At 65.6% G+C, this 20,841-nt stretch carries 20 protein-coding genes; 5 read left to right on the forward strand and 15 right to left on the reverse strand.

The genetic code is table 11. The features are described 5' to 3' along the window. Position 1: 1 nt before the first annotated feature. Genes fabD through CSC67_RS11080 form a run of 5 tightly spaced genes read right to left on the reverse strand, consistent with a single transcriptional unit; the run spans position 2 to position 3,853 of the window. The gene (gene fabD, locus CSC67_RS11060) at positions 2 to 934 is read right to left on the reverse strand and encodes an ACP S-malonyltransferase (protein ID WP_118994576.1); all 933 of its coding nucleotides are present in this window, start codon (positions 932 to 934) and stop codon (positions 2 to 4) included. A 21-nt stretch (positions 935 to 955) separates the two neighbouring features. Next, positions 956 to 1,942: a beta-ketoacyl-ACP synthase III gene (locus tag CSC67_RS11065; RefSeq protein ID WP_209304316.1), complete on the reverse strand. Its 987-nt coding sequence runs from the start codon at positions 1,940 to 1,942 to the stop codon at positions 956 to 958. Then, entirely contained in the window at positions 1,942 to 3,033 is a 1,092-nt protein-coding gene (gene plsX, locus CSC67_RS11070) for a phosphate acyltransferase PlsX (protein WP_118994578.1), read from the reverse strand. The genes CSC67_RS11065 and plsX overlap by 1 nt, the downstream gene beginning before the upstream one ends. A gap of 43 nt (positions 3,034 to 3,076) precedes the next feature. Continuing rightward, positions 3,077 to 3,259: a 50S ribosomal protein L32 gene (gene rpmF / locus CSC67_RS11075; protein ID WP_118994579.1), complete on the reverse strand. Its 183-nt coding sequence runs from the start codon at positions 3,257 to 3,259 to the stop codon at positions 3,077 to 3,079. Positions 3,260 to 3,319: 60 nt separating this feature from the next. Continuing rightward, positions 3,320 to 3,853, reverse strand: coding sequence for a YceD family protein (locus CSC67_RS11080; RefSeq protein ID WP_118994580.1), 534 nt, complete (start codon positions 3,851 to 3,853; stop codon positions 3,320 to 3,322). Between the two features lie 154 nt (positions 3,854 to 4,007). On the opposite strand from CSC67_RS11080, the gene CSC67_RS11085 reads away from it, so the two are divergent. Genes CSC67_RS11085 through CSC67_RS11095 form a run of 3 tightly spaced genes read left to right on the forward strand, consistent with a single transcriptional unit; the run spans position 4,008 to position 6,129 of the window. Continuing rightward, the gene (locus CSC67_RS11085) at positions 4,008 to 4,595 is read left to right on the forward strand and encodes a Maf-like protein (RefSeq protein WP_118994581.1); all 588 of its coding nucleotides are present in this window, start codon (positions 4,008 to 4,010) and stop codon (positions 4,593 to 4,595) included. Further along, positions 4,592 to 5,308, forward strand: coding sequence for an SAM-dependent methyltransferase (locus CSC67_RS21245; RefSeq protein WP_135227460.1), 717 nt, complete (start codon positions 4,592 to 4,594; stop codon positions 5,306 to 5,308). The genes CSC67_RS11085 and CSC67_RS21245 overlap by 4 nt, the downstream gene beginning before the upstream one ends. Positions 5,309 to 5,313: 5 nt before the next feature. Next, positions 5,314 to 6,129 carry an N-acetylmuramoyl-L-alanine amidase gene (locus tag CSC67_RS11095; RefSeq protein WP_118994583.1) on the forward strand — a complete coding sequence of 272 codons (816 nt, stop codon included), beginning with the start codon at positions 5,314 to 5,316 and terminating at the stop codon, positions 6,127 to 6,129. Positions 6,130 to 6,196: 67 nt separating this feature from the next. On the opposite strand, the gene CSC67_RS11100 is transcribed toward CSC67_RS11095, so the two are convergent. From CSC67_RS11100 to CSC67_RS11115, 4 genes are all read right to left on the reverse strand, one after another. Continuing rightward, positions 6,197 to 6,901, reverse strand: coding sequence for a protein-methionine-sulfoxide reductase heme-binding subunit MsrQ (locus tag CSC67_RS11100; RefSeq protein WP_118994584.1), 705 nt, complete (start codon positions 6,899 to 6,901; stop codon positions 6,197 to 6,199). Positions 6,902 to 6,909: 8 nt separating this feature from the next. Beyond that, positions 6,910 to 7,902 (reverse strand): protein-methionine-sulfoxide reductase catalytic subunit MsrP, encoded by a 993-nt coding sequence (gene msrP, locus CSC67_RS11105; RefSeq protein ID WP_118994585.1) that lies wholly within the window; start codon positions 7,900 to 7,902, stop codon positions 6,910 to 6,912. Between the two features lie 131 nt (positions 7,903 to 8,033). Continuing rightward, entirely contained in the window at positions 8,034 to 8,693 is a 660-nt protein-coding gene (locus CSC67_RS11110) for an HAD-IA family hydrolase (RefSeq protein WP_118994586.1), read from the reverse strand. Continuing rightward, a complete protein-coding gene (locus CSC67_RS11115) occupies positions 8,690 to 9,637 on the reverse strand; it encodes an RluA family pseudouridine synthase (protein WP_118994587.1) in 948 nt (315 codons plus the stop codon). Before CSC67_RS11115 ends, CSC67_RS11110 begins: the two co-directional genes overlap by 4 nt. A gap of 505 nt (positions 9,638 to 10,142) precedes the next feature. Between CSC67_RS11115 and CSC67_RS11120 the strand changes: the two genes are divergently transcribed. Beyond that, entirely contained in the window at positions 10,143 to 13,127 is a 2,985-nt protein-coding gene (locus CSC67_RS11120) for an Rne/Rng family ribonuclease (protein WP_118994588.1), read from the forward strand. A gap of 111 nt (positions 13,128 to 13,238) precedes the next feature. On the opposite strand, the gene accD is transcribed toward CSC67_RS11120, so the two are convergent. The 4 genes from accD to CSC67_RS11140 all read right to left on the reverse strand — a co-directional run bounded on the left by accD (position 13,239) and on the right by CSC67_RS11140 (position 18,543). After that, positions 13,239 to 14,117: an acetyl-CoA carboxylase, carboxyltransferase subunit beta gene (gene accD, locus CSC67_RS11125; protein WP_118994589.1), complete on the reverse strand. Its 879-nt coding sequence runs from the start codon at positions 14,115 to 14,117 to the stop codon at positions 13,239 to 13,241. 38 nt (positions 14,118 to 14,155) lie between these two features. Next, complete coding sequence (gene trpA, locus CSC67_RS11130) at positions 14,156 to 14,998, reverse strand: tryptophan synthase subunit alpha (RefSeq protein ID WP_118994590.1); 843 nt, start codon at positions 14,996 to 14,998, stop codon at positions 14,156 to 14,158. Between the two features lie 18 nt (positions 14,999 to 15,016). Further along, a complete protein-coding gene (gene trpB, locus CSC67_RS11135) occupies positions 15,017 to 16,216 on the reverse strand; it encodes a tryptophan synthase subunit beta (protein WP_118994591.1) in 1,200 nt (399 codons plus the stop codon). 101 nt (positions 16,217 to 16,317) lie between these two features. After that, the gene (locus CSC67_RS11140) at positions 16,318 to 18,543 is read right to left on the reverse strand and encodes a RelA/SpoT family protein (RefSeq protein ID WP_118994592.1); all 2,226 of its coding nucleotides are present in this window, start codon (positions 18,541 to 18,543) and stop codon (positions 16,318 to 16,320) included. A 148-nt stretch (positions 18,544 to 18,691) separates the two neighbouring features. Between CSC67_RS11140 and CSC67_RS11145 the strand changes: the two genes are divergently transcribed. Further along, positions 18,692 to 19,204: a flavodoxin family protein gene (locus CSC67_RS11145; RefSeq protein WP_118994593.1), complete on the forward strand. Its 513-nt coding sequence runs from the start codon at positions 18,692 to 18,694 to the stop codon at positions 19,202 to 19,204. Between the two features lie 43 nt (positions 19,205 to 19,247). On the opposite strand, the gene CSC67_RS11150 is transcribed toward CSC67_RS11145, so the two are convergent. Beyond that, positions 19,248 to 19,601 (reverse strand): RidA family protein, encoded by a 354-nt coding sequence (locus tag CSC67_RS11150; RefSeq protein ID WP_118994594.1) that lies wholly within the window; start codon positions 19,599 to 19,601, stop codon positions 19,248 to 19,250. A 29-nt stretch (positions 19,602 to 19,630) separates the two neighbouring features. Next, on the reverse strand, positions 19,631 to 20,809 hold the full coding sequence (gene pncB, locus CSC67_RS11155; RefSeq protein WP_118994595.1) for a nicotinate phosphoribosyltransferase: 1,179 nt from the start codon (positions 20,807 to 20,809) through the stop codon (positions 19,631 to 19,633). Positions 20,810 to 20,841 lie beyond the last annotated feature (32 nt).

Here is a 20,841-nt window from a genome sequence, read left to right on the forward strand (position 1 = left end):
CCTACCCCTTCAAAGTTTCCAAAGTTGACTGGAGCGACGCCGGGTCGCTGATGGACAGGCCGACCAGATCGCGGTCGATGCGCTTGACCAGGCCGGAAAGCACCTTGCCCGGCCCGCATTCGATCACGTGGGTGACGCCCTGCGCCTTCATGAACTGGATCGTCTCGACCCAGCGAACCGGATGCCAGGCCTGGCGCACCAGCGCGTCCTTGATGGCCGCCGGGTCGCTGACGCTGGCCACGTCGACGTTGTTGACCAGCGGGATCCGGGGAGCCTCGACCTGGATGCCCGCCAGGGCCTGCGCGAGTTTTTCGGCCGCAGGCTGAAGCAGGCTGGAATGGAAGGGCGCCGACACCGGCAGCATCAGGGCCCGTTTTGCGCCGGCCTCTTTGGCCAGTTCGCAGGCACGCTCGACGGCTGCCTTGTGCCCGGCGATGACGACCTGGGCGGGCGCATTGAAGTTGACGGCCTCGACGACCTCACCCTGGGCGGCCTGCGCGCACACCGAACGCACCGTGTCGTCGTCCAGGCCCAGCACCGCGGCCATGCCGCCCTGCCCCACCGGCACGGCCTGCTGCATGGCATCGGCGCGGATGCGCACCAGCTTCACGGCGTCGCTCAGTTCGAGCGACCCCGCCGCGGCCAGCGCCGAGTATTCGCCCAGGCTATGGCCCGCGACCCAGGACGGCTCCTGCCCGCCCGCCTGCCGCCAGGCGCGGTACATCGCCACGGCCGAGGCCAGCATGACAGGCTGGGTATTGGTGGTGAGATTGAGTTCTTCGGCCGGGCCCGCGCTGATGAGCGAAGAAAGGTCCTGGCCCAGCGCATCGCTGGCCTGCGCCATCGTGTCGGACACGACGGCATCCTGCGCCCAGGCATCGAGCATGCCGACCGCCTGGGACCCCTGCCCCGGGAAAACAAAAGCAATTTTCATGGTTTTTATCTACGGCTGTGTTTACATTCTGACCAGCACGGAACCCCAGGTAAAGCCGCCGCCGACGCCCTGCATGAGCACCAGATCCCCCTCTTTGATCCGGCCGTCGCGACGCGCCGCGTCCAGGGCCAGCGGCACACTGGCGGCCGAGGTGTTGGCGTGCTTGTCCAGGGTAATGATAACTTTTTCGGGCGCGATGCCCAGCTTGCGGCTCAGGAAGTTGAGGATGCGCACATTGGCCTGGTGGGGCACCATCCAGTCGATCTCGTCCAGCGAGACGCCGGCCTGCTCGCACACCTCGTGCGCGGACTGCACAAGCGAATTGACCGCAAGCTTGAAGACCGCCTGTCCGTCCATCCGGAGAAAGGGATCGCCCACCACTTCGCCGCTGGCCACGTTGCCGGCGGCGTAGAGGATGCCCATATGACTGCCGTCGGCATTGAGCCGCGTGCCGATGATGCCCGGATGCTCGGAGGCTTTCAGCACCACGGCGCCGGCCCCGTCGCCGAACAGCACGCAAGTGCGCCGGTCGTTCCAGTCGAGTATGGTCGAAAACACCTCGGCGCCGATGACCAGGGCGTTGCGCGCCTGGCCCGAGCGGATGAAGGCATTGGCCGTGGTCAAGGCATAGACGAAGCCGCTGCACACCGCCTGCACGTCGAAGGCGGGGCAGCCCTGGATGCCGAGATTCGCCTGAACCAGGCAGGCCGTGCTGGGAAAGATGTAATCGGGCGTGGAGGTGGCGACGATGATGAGATCGACGTCCTGCGGCGCCAGGCCGGCATCTTCGAGAGCCATGCGAGCGGCCTCGGTGGCCAGCTTGCTGGATGTCGTGCCCGGATCGGCAATATGGCGCTGGCGGATTCCGGTGCGCTCGACGATCCATTCGTCGGACGTTTCGACGTTGCGCGCGGCCAGCTCGGCGGCCAGCTCGTCGTTGGAGACGGCCCTGGGCGGCAGACAAGAACCCGACCCGATTATCCTTGCATAAGACATATCTGCTTCCATCAAGCGCCCGGCTTGTAGGGACTTGAAAGTTCGTGGGAAATCTTCGCGGTCTGGTCGGCGGCGGCCTGCAGGCTCTGGCGAAGATGATCGACCGTGGCGGTGGTTCCCGCCAGCAGTCCATTGTGCACGGCCTCGCGCGCCCGGACGAGGGCATTGCCGAACGCATAGGCGTCGGCCGAGCCGTGGCTTTTGATGACGATACCACGCAAGCCCAGCAGCGCGGCCCCGTTGTAGCGCCGGTTGTCGACTTTGTCGCGGAACCGGTTGAGAACGGGCCGGGCGATGGCGCCGGCGGCCATGGAAAGCACGTCGCGCTTGAACTCGGCATGCATCATCTGGCTGACCATGCGGGCCAGGCCTTCGATGGACTTGAGCACCACGTTGCCGACGAAGCCGTCGCACACGATGACGTCCACCGTGCCCTTGCAGATGTCGTCGCCCTCGACGTTGCCGTAGAAGTTCAGGCCGCTGCCGCGCAGCAGTTCGGCCGCCTGCTTGACGACCTCGTTGCCTTTGATGACTTCTTCGCCGATGTTCAGCAGGCCGACCGTGGGCCGCTCATTGCCGTACAGGGCGGTGACCAGGGCCGTGCCCATGATGGCGAACTGCAGCAGGTGCTCGGCGGTGCAATCGACGTTGGCGCCCAGATCGAGCATGGTGGTGGCGCCGCCCTTCTGGTTCGGAATGGAGGTGGCGATGGCCGGGCGGTCGATGCCGTCGAGCGTCTTGAGCACGTAGCGCGAAATGGCCATCCAGGCGCCGGTGTTGCCCGCCGAGACGCAGGCATGCGCCCTGCCGTCCTTGACGGACTGCACGGCCACGCGCATGGAAGAATCTTTCTTGCGCCGCAACGCGACCTCGACCGGATCGTCCATCGTGACGACCTCGGACGCCGGCAACAGCTCGAACCAGTCAGTGCGCGTGCACCCCAGCCCATCGAGCTGGGACTGGATGGCCGCCGTGTCGCCCGTGAGCAGGAAACAGGTATCAGGATGGCGCTGGGCAATCTGATACGCCGCGGCCACCGTGACCGGCAAGCCGACATCTCCCCCCATGCAGTCGATGGCGATTCGTATCGGAGCTGTCGACATCAAGCGCGCAAGCTAGCGAAAAATCGCACTGAGACAGGCTTGATTATTCGTCGTTCTTGGTTTTCAGCACTTTACGGCCGCGATAGAAGCCGTTGGGGCTGATGTGGTGACGCAGGTGGAGTTCGCCGGTGGTGGGCTCGATGGCCGTGGGCGGCGTGCCCAGGGAATCGTGCGAACGATGCATGCCGCGCTTGGACGGACTTTTCTTGTTTTGCTGAACAGCCATGATGACTCCTGAAAACGGGGCGCCACTACTGGCGTGTTACCCGCAAAAAATAAAATTAACTCAAATGCGATCTTTCTTCAGCCGTTCCAGCGCCGCGAACGGCGATGGACGCTCGGCATCGGTTTCCGGCTCGCCAGACGGCTCGGACATGCCGGGCGCGGATGGACAAACATCGTGCTTGGGCACCGAAGGCAGACTCAGGATGAGCTCGTCTTCGATGAGTTCCAGCACGTCGAAACGCGTCGAACCGACAATACGCTCGATTTCCTCATCGTCGCCTTCGAGGTCGGACGGGCTGCGCACGATCTCGAGGCGATTGTCGACCTGCAGAGGCAATACAAACGGCTGCAGGCAGCGCTGGCACTCGAGCGTGACCTCGGCCTGGGCCTGCACCTCGATGAAGCGCCTGCCCGCCGCCGTACCCTCGCCTTGCAAAGACCACTGCACCTGCGTATCGGCCTGCCGCGGCAAGCCCGCGGTCAGGCGCTCAAAACCCGCCAAGGCATGCCGGCCCGAAAGCCTTGTGCCCTGCTCACTGCCATGGCTCTTGGCACCCGAAGCCGTAAGCGCAAAAAGGTCGACCACATCGCGCATGCCTATCCCCACTCTGATGCTAGCAATACAAACGGCAAGTAAGCAAAAAGCGCCGGCAAAGCCAAAAAACGAAAGCTAAGAAAACATTAGATAATAACGCTTTCCGGCTTATCCAGTCAAACGCCACACCGCGTCATCACACCAGATCCAGCCCATGCGTCTCATCCTTGCATCCAGTTCCCGCTACCGGCACGAAATGCTGTCCCGGCTGCGCGTCCCGTTTACAGCCGTCTCGCCCGACGTCGACGAAACACCTTTGCCCGGCGAAACACCCGCGGCCCTCTCGCTGCGGCTTTCCCGGGCCAAGGCGGAAGCGGTCTGCGCGCAGCATCCGGGCGCCGTGGTGATCGGCTCCGACCAGGTGGCGACCGTGGACGGCGCCCCCATCGGCAAGCCGGGCAGCTTCGAGCGCGCCCGCGAGCAGCTGCGCATGCTGAGCGGCCGAACGGTGGAGTTCCACAGCGCCCTGTGCGTGCACGACGGCGAACGCCATGAACTGGAAGACGTCATTACCCGCTGCGTATTCCGCACCCTGAGCAACCGCGAAATCGACACTTACCTGCATCACGAAAAACCCTTCGACACGGCCGGCAGCGCCAAGGCCGAGGGCCTGGGCATCGCGCTGATGGACGCCATGCACAGCGACGACCCCACCGCCATCATCGGCTTGCCGCTGATCGCCCTTTGCCGCATGTTACGCTCTTTTGGTATCGATCCCATTACACACGGCGCACAGGCATGAAAACCAGCGGAACCCTGCACCTGATCCCCGTCGGCCTGGGCGACGCCCCCGCATCGGTCTGGCTGCCCACGGCCGTCCAGGAACTGGCCGGCCGGCTCACCACCTACATCGCCGAAAACGCCAAGACGGCGCGCGCCTTCCTGAAGCTGGTCGGCACGGCCGCGCCGCTGCAGGAGATCACCATCCACACCCTGAGCCCCAAGACCGATGCGCGCGAGATCCGCCAGTGGCTGGCCGGGGCCGCCCGGGGGCAGGAAATCGGCCTGGTTTCCGAGGCCGGCTGCCCCGCCGTGGCCGACCCCGGCGCCAAGGTGGCCGCCCTGGCCCATGAGATGGGCATACGGGTCGCTCCGTGGGTGGGCCCCTCATCCATTCTGCTGGCGCTGATGGCCAGCGGCCTGGACGGCCAGCGCTTTGCCTTCCATGGCTATGCGCCGGTCGAGCCCGGCGAGCGCGCCAAGCGCCTGAAGCAATGGGAGGCCGAATCGCGCAAGCAGAGCCAAAGCCAGATACTGATCGAGACGCCCTATCGCAACGACGCCATGTTCAATACGCTGAAACAGGCCTTGCAGGGTCACACCCGGCTGTGTGTCGCCCGGTCGCTGACGACAAGCGATGAATGGATACGCACCCACACCATCGAACACTGGAAGACACTGCCGGCGCCGGACCTCAACAAGAAGCCCGCCATCTTCCTGTTTCTGGCCGGCTGACGCCCATGATTCTTCAGCCGAGCGCCGCGACTACATCCCGATACGCCGCCGGCCTCGCCGCGGCGGCCTGCGCATTGCTCGTCGGCTGCGCCGGGGCTCCCAAGAGCCCGCCCCGGCTCGAAATCGACCGCAGCATCCAGGCCCAGAGCCAGAACAGCCGGGTCGAGTTCGTCGTGCTGCACTATACCTCGGCCTCGAACGAGCGCTCGCTCGAATTGCTGTCGCGCCGCAATGTCAGCAGCCACTATCTGATCACCGACGAACCCCGGCCGCGCGTCTACCAGCTGGTGGATGAATCGCGGCGCGCCTGGCATGCCGGCGTCAGCCAATGGTTCGAGCGCACCGACATGAACTCCGCGTCGATAGGCATAGAAATCGTCAACCCGGGCGGCGCGGGCCTGGACTGGGCGCCCTATTCCGACGCCCAGATCGAAACGCTGCTCCTGTTGCTGAAAGACATCGTCCAGCGCCACCAGATCAAGGCCTATAACATCGTCGGCCACAGCGACATCGCGCCCCAGCGCAAGGTGGATCCCGGGCCGCTGTTTCCCTGGAAAAAGCTGGCCGACGCGGGACTTGGCCGCTGGTATGACGAAACCCTGGCCGCCCAATACCGCGGCGAGTTCGAGCGCAAGGGACTGCCCGACGTGCGCTGGGTTCAGGGCCAACTGGAAAGGCTCGGCTATGACGCGCCCAAGAACGGAAGGTTGGACAAAGCCACCCGGAAAGTAATCGCCGCCTTCCAGATGCACTATCGCCCCCGCCTGTACGACGGCCTGCCCGACGCCGAAACGCTGGGCATCCTCAAAAGCCTGCCCTGAGCGGCCACTCCGCTCAAAGCCGACGGCCGGGCCGATGACTCGGAATCGGCCGACTCGGGACCGATGGCTAGGACTTGTCGTTGAGCCGTGCCGGAATCAGCCGCGTCAGGAGGAGGACGCCCAGCACCGCGCCATACACATAGACTTCCGCGAAGTCGTTCTTGCCGGCCCTCACCAGCCAGAAATGCCAGACGGACAAGGCGGCGATGGCGTAGATGCTGCGATGCAAGGTGTGCCAGCGCGCGCCGAGCCGGCTCATCCAGCCGCGCGTCGACGTCAGCGCCAGGGCCAGCATGGGCGCCACGGCCAGCACGCCAATGGCAATGAAGGGGCGCTGCAGGACGTCGTCCCACATGGCGGCCGGCGACATGTCTCTTTCCCAGTATGCCCAGCCCAGCACATGGAGGACGGAGTAAAAAAAGGTATACAGGCCCAGCATGCGCCGGCAGCGCAGCAGCGCGGGCTGGCCCAGGTAGCGCCGCAGGGGCGTGACGGCCAGGGTGAGGCCCAGGGCCACCAGGGCCCAGATGCCCGATGACCGGATCAGGAACTCCGGCGGATTGGCGGTGAGCGCATCGTGAAACCCCAGCCACAGCCAGCGCATCACGGGATAGAGGCACACGATGAACAGCAGCGGCTTGAAGAACGCGATCTGCCTGGCCGTCCAGCGAGGCCTGGGCGCCGCGCCGACGCCGGGCCGGATCGCGCCGGTCCGGTCCGCCAGGCCGCCTGCCGGTAGCCCTGCTTCTGTACGGTGGTCGGAGACTCCCATTCTGCGCCCTAGTAGTAACGCCGCAGATCCATGCCCTGGTACAGCGAGGCGACCTGCTCGGCATAGCCGTTGAACGGCAGGGTTTTTTCCCGCGGCGCGAAGACCCCGGCGCCGATGCGCCTTTCGGTCGCCTGGCTCCAGCGCGGATGGGGCACGTCGGGATTCACATTGGCGTAGAAGCCGTATTCTTGCGGCGCCACCTTCACCCAGCTGGTCAGGGGCTGCTCTCGCGTGAATCGTATCTTGACGAGGGACTTGCCCGACTTGAAGCCGTATTTCCAGGGTATGGCCACCCGCAGCGGCGCCCCGTTGGCCGCCGGCAGCGGCTTGCCATAAACCCCGAACACCAGCAGCGTAAGAGGATGCATGGCCTCGTCCATGCGCAAGGCCTCGACATAAGGCCAATCGATGATGCGGCTGTGCAGGCCCGGCATCGCCTCGGCCTGCGTCACGGTCGTGAATTCGACGAACCTGGCCTCGCCGGTGGGCTCAGCCTTGCGAATCAGGCTGGCCAGCGGATACCCCAGCCAGGGAATCACCATGGACCAGGCCTCGACGCAGCGCATGCGATAAACCCGCTCTTCGAGCGGCGCCAGGCGAAGCAGCTCGTCCAGATCGAATGTGCGCGGCCGGGCCACCTCGCCCTCGACGGAGACCGTCCAGGGCCGGGTCTTGAGTTCACCCCCGTACCGGGCGGGGTCGCCCTTGCCCGTGCCGAACTCATAATAATTGTTGTAGGTGGAGACATCGCGCTCGGAAGTCAGGTCGTCGTCGAGATCGTAGGCCGGATTGCGCCCGGCGGACCAGAGTCCGGCCGAATCCGCCGGCCCTTGCTCGCCGCCGTCCGGCTGAACCGCGGCGGCCCTGCCCGGGGCCAATCCCATCAGGCCCAGTCCCGCCACGGCCAGGCCCGAGCGCCGCAACCACGATCGTCGTTCGCGCCAGACGCCTTCCGGGGTGATCTGCGAAGCGGGAATCGCCGGGATATGTATTCTGCCCATGACAACATCCTGAAAAAGCACCGTGCTTTCGTGCCGGATGCCAGCCTTATTTCATAAGCTCATAAGGCGCTTGCCGGCTCTCTATTGCTCATTGGAGCGCGCCGGCGCTCAATAGTTCGGCGCCGCCTCGTTCAACCCGCGATGCGTCGGCTCAGCCAGTCGCGCATCTGGGCCACGCTGTCGACCATGGCGAGCGGTTCGCCGGCGCTCAGGGCCTCCGGATCGTGGGCGCCGTAGGTGACGGCCAGGCCGTCGATGCCGGCGTTGCGAGCCATCTGCATGTCGTGGGAAGTGTCGCCCACCATCAGCACTTCGTCGGGCGCCAGGCACAATGCCTCCATGATTTCGAGCAGCATGGCCGGATGCGGCTTGCTGAACGACTCGTCGGCGCAACGCGTGACGTCGAACTGCCCGTGCATGCTGCGTTGCGTCAGCACGCGGTCCAGGCCCAGTCGGCTCTTGCCCGTGGCGACCCCCAGCAACACGCCCTGCCCGCGCAGCGTGGCCAGCAGCTCGGCCATGCCGTCGAACAGCGGCAGCTGGCCGTCCTGGCCCAGGTAATGGGCGCGATAGCGGCTCTGGAAGTCGTCGAACAGATCGGCCGTCAGGGTGGGCACCGCATGGTACAGGGCGCTTTCGAGCGACAAGCCGATGACCCAGCTCGCCTGGCGCGCATCGGGCACCGGCAGGCCCAGATCCGCGCAAGCGCCCTGTATCGAGGCGACGATGGCGCGGGTCGAATCCATGACGGTGCCGTCCCAGTCGAACACCACCGCTTTGTAACGATTCATGATTGCTCCAGGCAGGCGAGGATGCCGCGGCAGGCATCGGGCAGGTCGGCCTGCAATCGCAGCATGTCGCCGGTCAGGGGATGGGGAATCTCCAGGCGATGGGCATGCAGGAACATGCGGTTCAGGCCCATGCGCGCGAACTGGGCGCGCACTTCGTCCGAGCCGTATTTGTCGTCTCCCACGATGGGATAGCCGGCGGCGGCCAGATGCACCCGTATCTGGTGCGTCCGGCCCGTGCGCAGCTCGGCATCCAGCAGCGAATACTCGCCGAAGCGTTTTTGCAGGGTGATGATGGTATGGGCCGGCTTGCCGGCCGGGTCCACTTTGACCCGCCGCTCGCCGGAAGCGGTCAGCCACTTCAGCAGCGGTGCGCGCAGATGCTGCCGGTCGTTGACCCAATCGCCCTTTACCAGGGCCAGATAATGTTTGCGCCCCTTGCCCTCCCGCAGCATGTCGTGCAGGGCCACCAGCGAGGAGCGCTTCTTGGCGATCATCAGCAGGCCAGATGTTTCGCGATCGAGGCGGTGCGCCAGCTCGAGCATGGACTGGGGACGGGCGGCCCGCAATTGTTCGATGACGCCGAACGACACCCCGCTGCCGCCGTGGACGGCCACGCCCGCCGGTTTGTTGACCACCAGCAGGGCATCGTCCTCGTACACGACGGGGAAAGCGGCGGGAGGGACGGGGCGCGCCTCGTTCGGCGCCGGCAGCCGCAGGGGCGGCACTCTGACCAGATCGCCTTGGCGCAGGCGGTAGTCGGCCGACGTGCGGCCCTTGTTGACCCGCACCTGGCCGCTTCGTATGGCTTTGTACAAATGGCTTTTGGGCACGCCTTTGCATGTGCGCACCAGGAAATTGTCGAGGCGCTGGCCCGCCTGCTCTGTATCAATTTGAAACATCCGGACGCTCGGCGCCGGCTGCTCACTGTTTTCAGTTTTGCGCATATGTGAAAAAGCGGCATATAATCGGAACCAGCCTATGGAGGCTGAAACCACCCCTGACGTAGAGATGCAATGGATGCGTCTCCGTCGGTTGCAAGATCCCATTGTACCGCCTGTGTTTTCAGCCTCTGGGCCATAAGGTCGCCGGGGCGATGCCTGTTGCAACGATGGCGCGGCAAGATGCCAGCCAGAAGTTCCAGGTTCCGCCTGTCGCGTGCGGCGCTGAAGTCTTGCAAAGCTTAGATCTCGTTTTATGCACCAGCCGCACCCACAAACCGTGCGTCTGCCGTTCTCCAGCAATTATTTTCGTCAACCACTATCGTGACCCTGACCTTCCTGCTGACCGAACAGCGTGCCCGCTGGCACGCCGTGCCTGCCTAACGACAACGGCAGGTGTTGCCCGATTCGGCCAGCCCTGCCCCCAGCCGCAAGATTTTGCGTTGCACACCGAGTGGCCCGCGGTCGTGCGCCGATTACCGGCGCGCCATGACTACGGAGAAACACACTCATGAAACGCATGTTGTTCAATGCAACGCACCAAGAAGAACTACGCGTTGCGATTGTCGACGGTCAGAAACTCATCGACCTCGACATCGAAACCGCCGGGCGCGAGCAGCGCAAAGGCAATATCTACAAGGGCGTCATCACCCGCATCGAACCCGGTCTCGAAGCCTGCTTCGTCAGCTACGGCGAAGAACGCCACGGTTTTCTGCCCTTCAAGGAAATCGCCCGCAGCTACTTCAAAGAAGGCGTCGATGTACGCACTGCGCGTATCCAGGACGCGCTGTCCGAAGGCCAGGAACTCATCGTCCAGGTCGAAAAAGAAGAACGCGGCAACAAGGGCGCCGCCCTGACCACCTTCATTTCGCTGGCCGGCCGCTACCTGGTTCTGATGCCGAACAATCCGCGCGGCGGCGGTGTGTCGCGACGGGTCGAAGGCGAAGACCGCCAAGAACTGCGCGAAGCCATGGATCAGCTCAACACGCCCCAGGGCATGAGCATCATCGCCCGCACGGCCGGCATCGGCCGCAGCGTCGAAGAGCTTCAGTGGGACCTTTCCTACCTGCTTCAGCTGTGGAACGCGATCGACGCAGCCGCCCGCGACAACGCGGCGCCCATCCTCATCTATCTCGAATCCAGCCTGGTCATCCGCGCCATTCGCGACTATTTCTCGCCTGAAATCGGCGAGATCCTGATCGATACCGACGAGATCGCCGAACAAGCCACCGCTTTCATGAGCGTGGTCATGCCGGACAACGTGCAGCGCGTCAAGGTATATCGCGACGACGTTCCGCTGTTCTCGCGCTTCCAGATCGAACACCAGATCGAAACCGCCTATTCGCGCACGATCCAGCTGCCTTCGGGCGGTTCGGTCGTCATCGACCATACCGAGGCCCTGGTGGCCATCGACGTCAACTCGGCCCGCTCCACGCGCGGCGCGGACATCGAAGAAACCGCCCTGCGCACCAACCTGGAAGCCGCCGACGAAGTCGCCCGCCAGCTGCGCCTGCGCGACCTGGGCGGCCTGATCGTGATCGACTTCATCGACATGGAGGACAGCAAGAACCAGCGCGCGGTCGAACAGCGCCTGCGCGACGCGCTGCATTTCGATCGCGCACGCGTTCAAATGGGCAAGATCTCGCGCTTCGGCCTCATGGAGCTCTCGCGCCAGCGCCTGCGCCCCGCCCTGAACGAAGGTTCTCACGTCACCTGCCCGCGCTGCACCGGAACGGGCGTGATCCGCGACGCCGAATCCAGCGCGCTGCACGTCCTGCGCCTGCTGCAGGAAGAAGCCATGAAGGAAAATACCGCGGCCCTGCACGCCCAGGTGCCGGTGGACGTCGCCACCTTCCTGCTCAACGAGAAACGCAACGACATCACCAAGATCGAGTCGCGCCTCAAGGTCAACCTGGTCCTGATTCCCAACAAGAATCTCGAGACCCCTCATCACCACATCGAACGCCTGCGCTACGACGACCCCCGCCTGGAAGCCAGCGAAACCAGCTTCGAACTGGTGCAGAGCCCGCCCGAAGAATCGCTGTCCTGGTCCGCCCAGAAGGGCGAGGACGCCAAGACGCGGCCCGAAGCGCTGGTCAAGGGCATCACTCCCGCCCAGCCCGCGCCGGGCGCCGGAATCGCCCCCGCCCCCGCCCCCGAAGCGCCCGTCGCGCCGGCCGCGCCCCGCAGCCTGTTCTCGCGGCTCATCAGCTGGCTCACCGGCTCGACCGGTACAGAACAGCCCCAGCCTGAAGCTCAGGCCCAGTCCCAGGAAAAACCCGCCCAGACGGGCCGCCGCAAGAGTTCCCGCAGCGGTGAGCGCCGCGAGCGCGGTTCCGATGAGCGCCCGCGCTCGCGTCGCGGCGAACGCCGCGGCGAGCCGGGCCGCGGCATCGAGGCTGCCGAAACCGAACAGGCGCGCGGCCAGCGCCGTGGCGCCGGCAATCGCGGCAATAAAGCTGTGGCCGAGCAAAGCCAGCCGGAAGCTCCCGTCACTGCCGAAACGGCCGACGCCGCCGAAAGCGCGTCGTCCCGTGGCGGACGCGGCCGCCGCGGCCGCGGACGCAATCGCCGTGAAGAAAGCACCGATACGGCCGCCGAAACGACGACACTGATCGCCGCCGCGGCAAATGGCGAAGCCCTTGTCGCCGACGAAACCCCTGTCGAAGCGGCTCAAGCCGAGGACACCGGCCTGACGGAAAACACCTCCGCATCCGACGTCGGCGCCGAACAGGCCGACCCGGAACGCAAGCGCCGTCGCCGCCGCAGCCGCCGCGGCCGCCGCTCGGGCGAGGGCCAGTCCGAAGCCGCCGATAGCCAGCAGGACGCCGAGGCTGGCCGCGCCGAAGCCGGCCAGGATGAGGCCGCCGGCGAAGCCGAGCCTCCCCGCCAGGCCGACGCCGCAACGGCAGAAGCCGTACCGGCTCAGGCTGCATCGCAGCAGTCGGCCGAGGCCGCCCGCCAGACTCCCGAGCAGCTCGTGGCCACCGCGGGCGAAACCGGCACCGGCGAAGATCGCCAAGCCGCGACTCAAACCCCGGCCGACTCCGATGCCCCGGTCCATGCCGCGCCCGACACTGTCGCCGTCGGCGAGCATCAGGCCGACTCCGCCACGCCCGACGAGGCGGTCGAGCCCGTCGAGTCGACCACGACGACCTCCATCGCCGTGGCGGCAGCCAGCGCCGTGATCGCCGTGTCCGAACCGGTTTCGCAGGCTCCGGCCGAGGCGGAGCCCTCCGACGACCAGATCGACCCGCAGGACGCCGATACGGCTGAAGCGCCCGCCCTGGCCAACGGAGCCGCCGCCAACGGCGTAGCCGCGCCGCAGTCGAGCTCGCTCGAAGAAGTCGTCCGCGCCGCGGGCATGCAATTGATCGAGACCCGCTCCGACGCGCCGGCCCCCGCTCCCGAGCCGGCCGAACGCCTGGGCCGCGCCCGCAAGGCCGCGCCCGTCACGGAAAGCGAGCCCCTGCAGCAGGTCGAAACCCGCTCCTGATCCGCCGCTGTCGGCCTGGGCTTGCCCAGGCCATAAATGAAAAATCCCGCCGGATTCCGGCGGGATTTTTCGTTGGCGGCAGCGGCCGCCGACAACTACAGCCTTGGGACTTTATTCGGCCTTGGCGATGACGTCCACCGACTGGCGCGTGAGAAGGGCCAGCAGGTGGGCCAATTCGCTGCGCATCTCGCGGCGGTCGATCACCATGTCGATGGCGCCCTTGTCGAGCAGGAATTCCGCCCGCTGGAAGCCTTCGGGCAGCTTTTCGCGCACCGTCTGCTCGATGACCCGGGGACCCGCGAAGCCGATCAGCGCCTTGGGTTCGGCGATGACCACGTCGCCCATGAAGGCAAAGCTTGCCGAGACGCCGCCCATGGTGGGGTCGGTCAGCACGCTGATGAAAGGCAGGCCGGCCTCGGCGAGCCGCGTCAGCATGGCGTTCGTCTTGGCCATCTGCATCAGCGAGAACAGGCTTTCCTGCATGCGCGCGCCGCCCGAAGCGGCGACGCAGATGAAGGGCGTGCGGTTCTTGATGGCCTCCTGGACGCCGCGCACGAAGCGTTCGCCCACCACCGAACCCATGGAGCCGCCCATGAACTCGAACTCGAAGCAGGACAGCACGACGGGAATCGAATGGATGCGGCCGCTCATGGTAACCATGGCTTCGGATTCGCCCGTCTGCTTGGTCGCCTCGGCGACGCGCTCGGGGTACTTGCGTGAATCCTTGAACTTCAACGGATCGACCGGCCGGGTGTTCTGGCCGATCTCGACCCGGCCCTCGGGATCGAGCAAGGCGTCGATGCGGGCCCGCGCCCCGATGCGCATGTGATGGCCGCAATTGGGGCAGACATTGAAAGTGGCCTGCAGGTCTTCTTTGTAAAGCACCGTTTCGCAGCCCGGGCACTTGACCCACAAGCCCTCGGGCACCCGGCGGGTGCCGCTGTCGTTGCGGTTGATCCGGGGGGGCAGAATTTTCTCGATCCAACTCATTGAGTTTCCCTGATATTGATTTTTGTCGCGAGGCCGGCCTAGTCGAGCGCCTTGCGTATGCCGGACAGCCATCCGGAGGCCGCCTCGATGACGCGCGCGTCGATCCGGGCGCTGTCGGATATGCCCTGCCCAGCCGCGTCCTGAGCCGCATTTTCCATGGTTTCGATGAGCTTGGTGCCTATGATCACGGCGTCCGAAAACCGTCCGATGCGCTGCGCGCTGTCGGCATCGCGTATCCCGAAGCCGACGCCCACGGGGACGCGCACATGGCGGCGAATGTCGGCCAGACGCTGCTCGACCGCGTCCGTGTCCAGATGGCCGGCCCCCGTAATGCCCTTCAAGGACACATAGTACACATAGCCGCGGGCGATCTGGGCGACTCTTGCGATGCGCTCCTCGGTGGAGGTGGGTGCAAGCAGGAAAATGGGCGCCAGGCCGCCGCTATCGAGCATGGCGGCGAAATCGCTCATTTCCTCGGGGGGATAGTCGACCACCAGCACGCCGTCCACACCCGCCTTGGCCGCGGCGTCGACGAACCGCTGCTGGCCCATGCGTTCGATGGGATTCGCATAACCCATCAGCACGACCGGAGTCGTGTCGTCCTGCCGGCGGAACTGCGCGACCATGTCCAGCACCTGGGCCAGCCCGACGCCCCGTTCGATGGCGCGTTGGCCGGCGCGCTGGATGACCGGGCCGTCGGCCATGGGATCGGAAAAAGGCACGCCCAGTTCGACGATGTCGGCGCCCGCCTTCACCAGGGCGTGCATGAGCCCGGGCGTGGCCTGGGCCGAGGGTTCGCCCGCCGTGACGTAGGGAATCAGCGCCGCGCGGGGGGCCGCCTTGGCAAACGCCGCAGCCAGCCGGTTGTTCGGGGAATTCATGGCTTGTGCTACCTTGTTCTACAGCGAGATGCCGCTGCGTTCGGCAACGGTGTGCATGTCTTTGTCGCCCCGGCCCGAGAGATTGACCAGAATGATTTTGTCCTTGGGCAGGGTGGGCGCCAGCCGGACCGCGTGCGCGATGGCATGCGACGACTCGAGCGCCGGCATGATGCCTTCGGTGCGGCAGCAATCGTGAAAGGCCTGCAGGGCTTCTTCGTCGGTAACGCCGACGTATTGCGCGCGGCCGCAGTCCTTGAGCCAGGCGTGCTCGGGGCCGACCCCGGGATAGTCCAGGCCGGCCGACACGGAATGGGTCTCGATGATCTGGCCGTTTTCATCCTGCATGATGTAGGTGCGGTTGCCGTGCAGCACGCCCACCGCGCCGGCATTGAGCGAGGCCGCGTGCCGGCCCGTATCCAGGCCTTCGCCCGCCGCTTCGACGCCGATCAGCTGGACGTTTTCGTGGTCGATGTAGGGGTGGAAGATGCCCATGGCGTTGGAGCCCCCGCCCACGGCGGCCACCACGTAGTCGGGCTGGCGGCCGGCTTCGGCCGGCATCTGCTCGAGGCATTCGTTGCCGATCACCGCCTGGAAATCGCGCACCATGGCGGGATACGGGTGCGGGCCGGCCACGGTGCCGATGATGTAGAAGGTGTTCTCGACGTTGGTCACCCAGTCGCGCATGGCTTCGTTGAGCGCGTCCTTGAGCGTGCGCGAGCCGGAGTCGACCGGCACCACGGTGGCCCCCAGCAGCTTCATGCGATATACGTTGGAGGCCTGGCGGCGCGTGTCTTCGCTGCCCATGTACACCACGCATTCGAGGCCGTAGCGCGCGGCCACCGTGGCGGTGGCCACGCCGTGCTGGCCGGCGCCGGTTTCGGCGATGATGCGGGGCTTGCCCATGCGCTTGGCCAGCAGTATCTGGCCTATGCAGTTGTTGATCTTGTGCGCGCCGGTGTGATTGAGGTCTTCGCGCTTGAACCAGATTTGCGCGCCTCCCAGCCGCTCGGACCAGCGGCGCGCGTGATACACCGGGCTGGGACGGCCCACGAAGTGCTTCAGTTCGTAGGCGAATTCGTTCTGGAAATCGGGGTCGTTGCGGTATTTTTCGTAAGCGCGCTTGAGCTCGTCCAGTGCGTGGACAAGGGTCTCGGATACGAACGAACCGCCATATTGACCAAAATGCCCCTGGTCGTCGGGCAAACTATAGGGTTTCAATGACTGACTCTTTGGGTTGTGCGCGGGTGGCAAAGCACGCCGTTCAATGCGTAATCCCCGATTTTACCAGTGCCGGGCCGCTTGCGCCGCCGGCTTATGGCTTACTGCCGAACCGCCGTCACGCCGGGCAGTTCGTTGAGCGCGGCAAGGGCCCGGCTGATCTGTTCGCCGCTGCGCACCTCGACGGTGAAGACCATGTGGGCGAGCGAACGCCGGCTGTGGGTGTTGACGCCGATCACGTTGAGCCGCAGTCGGCCGAACACGTCGGACAGGTCGCGCAGCAGGTTGGCGCTTTGCTGGGCATGAATGACGATGTCGACCGGATACACGGCTTCGCCCGTATCGCCCCAATCGACGTCGATGACGCGCTCGGGCTGGCGCGCGGCCAGCGTGGCGAACGATGGGCAGTCGCGCCGGTGGATGGACACGCCCCGGCCGCGCGTGACGAAGCCGGCGATGTGGTCGGGCGGCGCCGGCCTGCAGCAGCGGGCGAGCTGGGTCAGCAGCGAGTCGACCCCCATGACCAGCACACCGCTTCCGCCCACGCGTCCCGTACTGGCCTGCCCGGGCGAAAACACCTGGGCTTCTTCTGCATCGTTTTGGGCCGCGGGAGCGGGCGTCTTCAGCGCCTGATCGATTTGCCGAAGGCTGAATTCGTCCTTGGCCACCGCCACGTACAGGTCGTCGGCACGCGCGAAACCCAGTTGCTGGGCCAGCTGCTCGAGGTTGACGGCCGTCCTGCCCAGGCGCTGCAGTTCTTTCTCGACCATCGTCTGGCCGTTGGAGATGCGCTCTTGGAGCTCGATGGCATTGAACCAGGCCCTGACCTTGGCCCTGGATCGGGGGCTGGCGAGATAGCCCAGCTGCGGATTGAGCCAGTCGCGTGAAGGGCCACCCGACTTGGCCGCGATGATTTCCACCGTCTGTCCGGTTTGCAGACGCGTCAGCAAAGGCACCATCTGGCCATCGACGCGCGCGCCGCGGCAGCGGTGGCCCAGATCGGTGTGCAGGTAGTAGGCGAAGTCCACCGGCGTGGCCCCTTCGGGCAGCTCGATGACGCGGGCCTGGGGTGTCATGACGTAGATGCGGTCGGCCGGCGTATCGCGCGCAGGCTCGGGCGCTGCGGGCGCGTCGGGCGCGGCATCGCTTCCCCAGGAAAGCAATTGGCGCATCCAGGCGATCTTGCGGTCGTAGTCGCCCGACGCCTTCTGCGTGCCCCCTTGCGCCCCCGCCTCTTTGTAGCGCCAGTGCGCGGCCATGCCGTATTCGGCGAAGACGTGCATCTCGTGCGTGCGGATCTGGATCTCGAAAGTGCGTCCGCGCTCGTCGGCGACGACCGTATGCAGCGAGCGATAGCCGTTGGGCTTGGGCCGGGAGATGTAGTCGTCGAATTCGTCGGACACCGGCGTCCAGCGCGCATGCACCAGCGCCAGCGCGGCGTAGCAGTCTCTTTCGTCCTCGACGATGACGCGCAGCGCGCGCAGATCGTACAGCTTGTCGAACGAAAGATTCTTGATGCGCATCTTGTTCCAGATGCTGTAGATGTGCTTGGGACGGCCGGAGACGTCAGCGGCGATGTGGGCGTCGGCCAGCATGGCCTCGAGTTCGCCCACCACCTCGGCGATGAAGGTCTCGCGCTCGGCGCGGCGCTCTTCGAGCTGGCGTGCGATGGCCTTGTAGGTATCCGGCTGCAGAAAGCGGAAGGCCAGGTCTTCCATCTCCCACTTGAGCTGCCAGATGCCCAGGCGATTGGCCAGGGGCGCATAGAGCTCCATGGTCTCGCGCGCAAATTCCGCCGGACAGGGCGTGCGCGATTCGGCGTACCAGCGCAGCGATTGCATGCGCGAGGCCAGCCGCAGCAGCACGATGCGAAGGTCGGCCGCCATGGCGAGCAGCATCTTGCGCTGCATCTCTTTCTGGCCCGGCCGGTCGGCCGACTCATCGCGCGACTGGCCGGCTATCCGGCCCAGCCGCAGCAAGGAACGGGTGCCCTGCACCAGCGCCGCCACCTCCGCCCCGAAAGCCTTGAGCAAGGGGCTTTTACGCTTGTCGGCGGCATCGGCTTCGTCGGGAAGCACCGCCAGCAAGGCGCTGGTCCGAGTCGCAGCGTCGGTGTGCATGCGCGCCAGGATGCGGGCGACCGAGGCGCAATGCGTGTCCAGGGGCTCTCCGGTGCTGGCCCGGACGCCGCGCAGCGGCTGACGCACCCATTGGACGGCCGTGCCGAGCAGCGCTTTGCCGTCGTCGTCCAGCCCGGCGCAAACCTGCTCGAACCAGGACGCATCGAAGGGCGGCGCGTCGGTGTCGGAAGAAGGCGTACTGGACATAGGTGGAGAAGGCAGAAGTAATGTGGAGCCCGGCTGATGGCATTGGATGCCGTGCGGCCGCGGCTGCACGGTATTGCTCGCGGCGCGGCTTCTATACTACCGTGTCTTGAACCCACCCGCCACAGAACCCGCCCGCCTTATACGACTCATGGACAGCACGCACCGCAGGCTACTCATCGTCTGGCATTCCCGTACCGGTTCGGCGCGCCGGATGGCCGAGGCCGCCCGGCAGGGCGCGCTGGACATCGCCCGCGAACTGGGCGCCACCGATCGTTTCGACGCGAGGCTTTCGCCGGCGGCGCAAACCGGCGCCGGCGACCTGCTTGAGTCGGACGGCTTTGTCTTTTGCGCCCCCGAGAACCTGGGCTCGCTCAGCGGCGAAATGAAGGAATTCTTCGACCGCTGCTACTACGGCGCGCTGGACCAACTGAACGGGCGCCCCTATGGGCTGCTGGTGGCGGCCGGGTCGGACGGCCAGGGCGCCGTGCGCCAAATGGAGAAAATCTGCACCGGCTGGCGGCTGGAAGCGGTTGCGCCGCCGCGCATCGTGCTGACCCATGCGCAGACCCCTGAGGCCATCGCCGCCCCCAAGGAAATCGGGGCGGCGGACCAGGCCCACTGCCATGAATTGGGCGGCACGCTGGCCGCCCTGCTGCTGTAGCCGGCCCGCCAAGCGCAAAGGCTTGGCGGTGCCGGCGCCCGCCTCAGCCGACTGCGGCGGTGACGACGATCTCGACCTTGTAGTCGGGGTTGGCCAACAGCGCCTCGACGGTGGCCCGCGGCGGCGTGTTGCCGGCCGGCACCCAGGCTTCCCAGGCGGCGTTCATGCCGGCGAAATCCTGGATATCGGCAAGAAAGATCTGGGCCATCAGGATGCGGGTCTTGTCCGACCCCGCTTCGGCCAGCAGGCGATCGATCGTCGCCAGCACCTGCCGGGTCTGTTCGCCGATGTCGGCCTTGCCATCGTCGGGCACTTGCCCCGCCAGATAGGCCACGCCGTTGTAGACCGCGACATCGGACAGGCGCTTGCCGACGTTGATGCGTTGAATAGTGCTCATTGATCCTCCTTGATGGACCCGCCCTTTCATCAGGGGCTGGGCGGCAGCTGAAATACCTGGCGCAAGTATGCCAGGTAGGCGGGATCATCGCACATCGTCTTTTCGGGCGCATCGGACACCTTGGCCACAGGTTGGCCATTGCAGCGGACCATCTTCATGACGATTTGAAGCGGCTCGTGCCCCAGGTCGTTGGTAAGGTTGGTGCCGATGCCGAAAGACACCTTGCAGCGGCCCGCGAAGCGCCGCGCAAGCTCGATGGCGCGCGGAAACGTCAAGGCGTCCGAAAACACCAGGGTCTTGGTACGCGGGTCGGTGCGGTTGGCGGCGTAATGGGCCAGCAGCCTTTCGCCCCACAGGAAGGGATCGCCCGAGTCGTGCCGCGCGCCGTCGAACAGCTTGCAGAAGTACATGTCGAAGTCGCGCAGGAAGGCGTCCATGCCGTAGACGTCGGACAGCGCAATACCCAGATCGCCCCGGTATTCTTTGGCCCAGACCTCCAGCGCGAACACCTGGGAGTCGCGCAGCCTGGGGCCCAGCGCCTGGCAGGCCTGCAGATATTCGTGGCCCATGGTGCCCAGCGGCGTCACATTGTGCTTCATGGCCAGCTTGACGTTGCTGGTGCCGGCAAAATGCTCGCCCATCTGCCTTTTCATGGTCGTGACGACTTCTTCGTGCCACACCTTGGAAAAGCGGCGCCGCGTGCCGTATTCGGCCACGCGAAAATCGGCCAGCTCGGGGTCGTCGGTGACCAGTTGCATCTTGGACTGCAGCCGCTGGCGCCCTTCTTCCCAGCCCGGGTCCCTGCATTCGTTGCGGAAGTACACCTCGTTGACGATGGCCAGCACGGGAATCTCGAACAAGATGGTGTGCAGCCAGGGACCCTTGACCGTGATGTCGATTTCGCCGCTGCGTTCGCCCAGGGAAAGCTGGATGCATTTCTCAGGCAGATGGAACAGGCCCAGGAAATCGACGAAGTCGCTCTTGATGAAACGCAGGCTGCGCAGGTAGTCGAGCTCTTCTTCGGTGAACTTGAGCTGGCACAGCGAGTGCACCTCGGCGCGGATTTCGTCGAGATAGGCGCTGAGATTGACGTTGGGGGTTCGGCACTTGTAACGATACTCGACCTGGGCGGCGGGGAAATGATGCAGTACCACCTGCATCATCGTGAACTTGTACAGATCGGTATCGAGAAGCGAAGTAATGATCATGAAACGATGGATTCGTATGGGCGCCGCAACGC

It is taken from the genome of Pusillimonas caeni (assembly GCF_003545815.1).
Taxonomy (GTDB): domain Bacteria; phylum Pseudomonadota; class Gammaproteobacteria; order Burkholderiales; family Burkholderiaceae_B; genus Pusillimonas; species Pusillimonas caeni.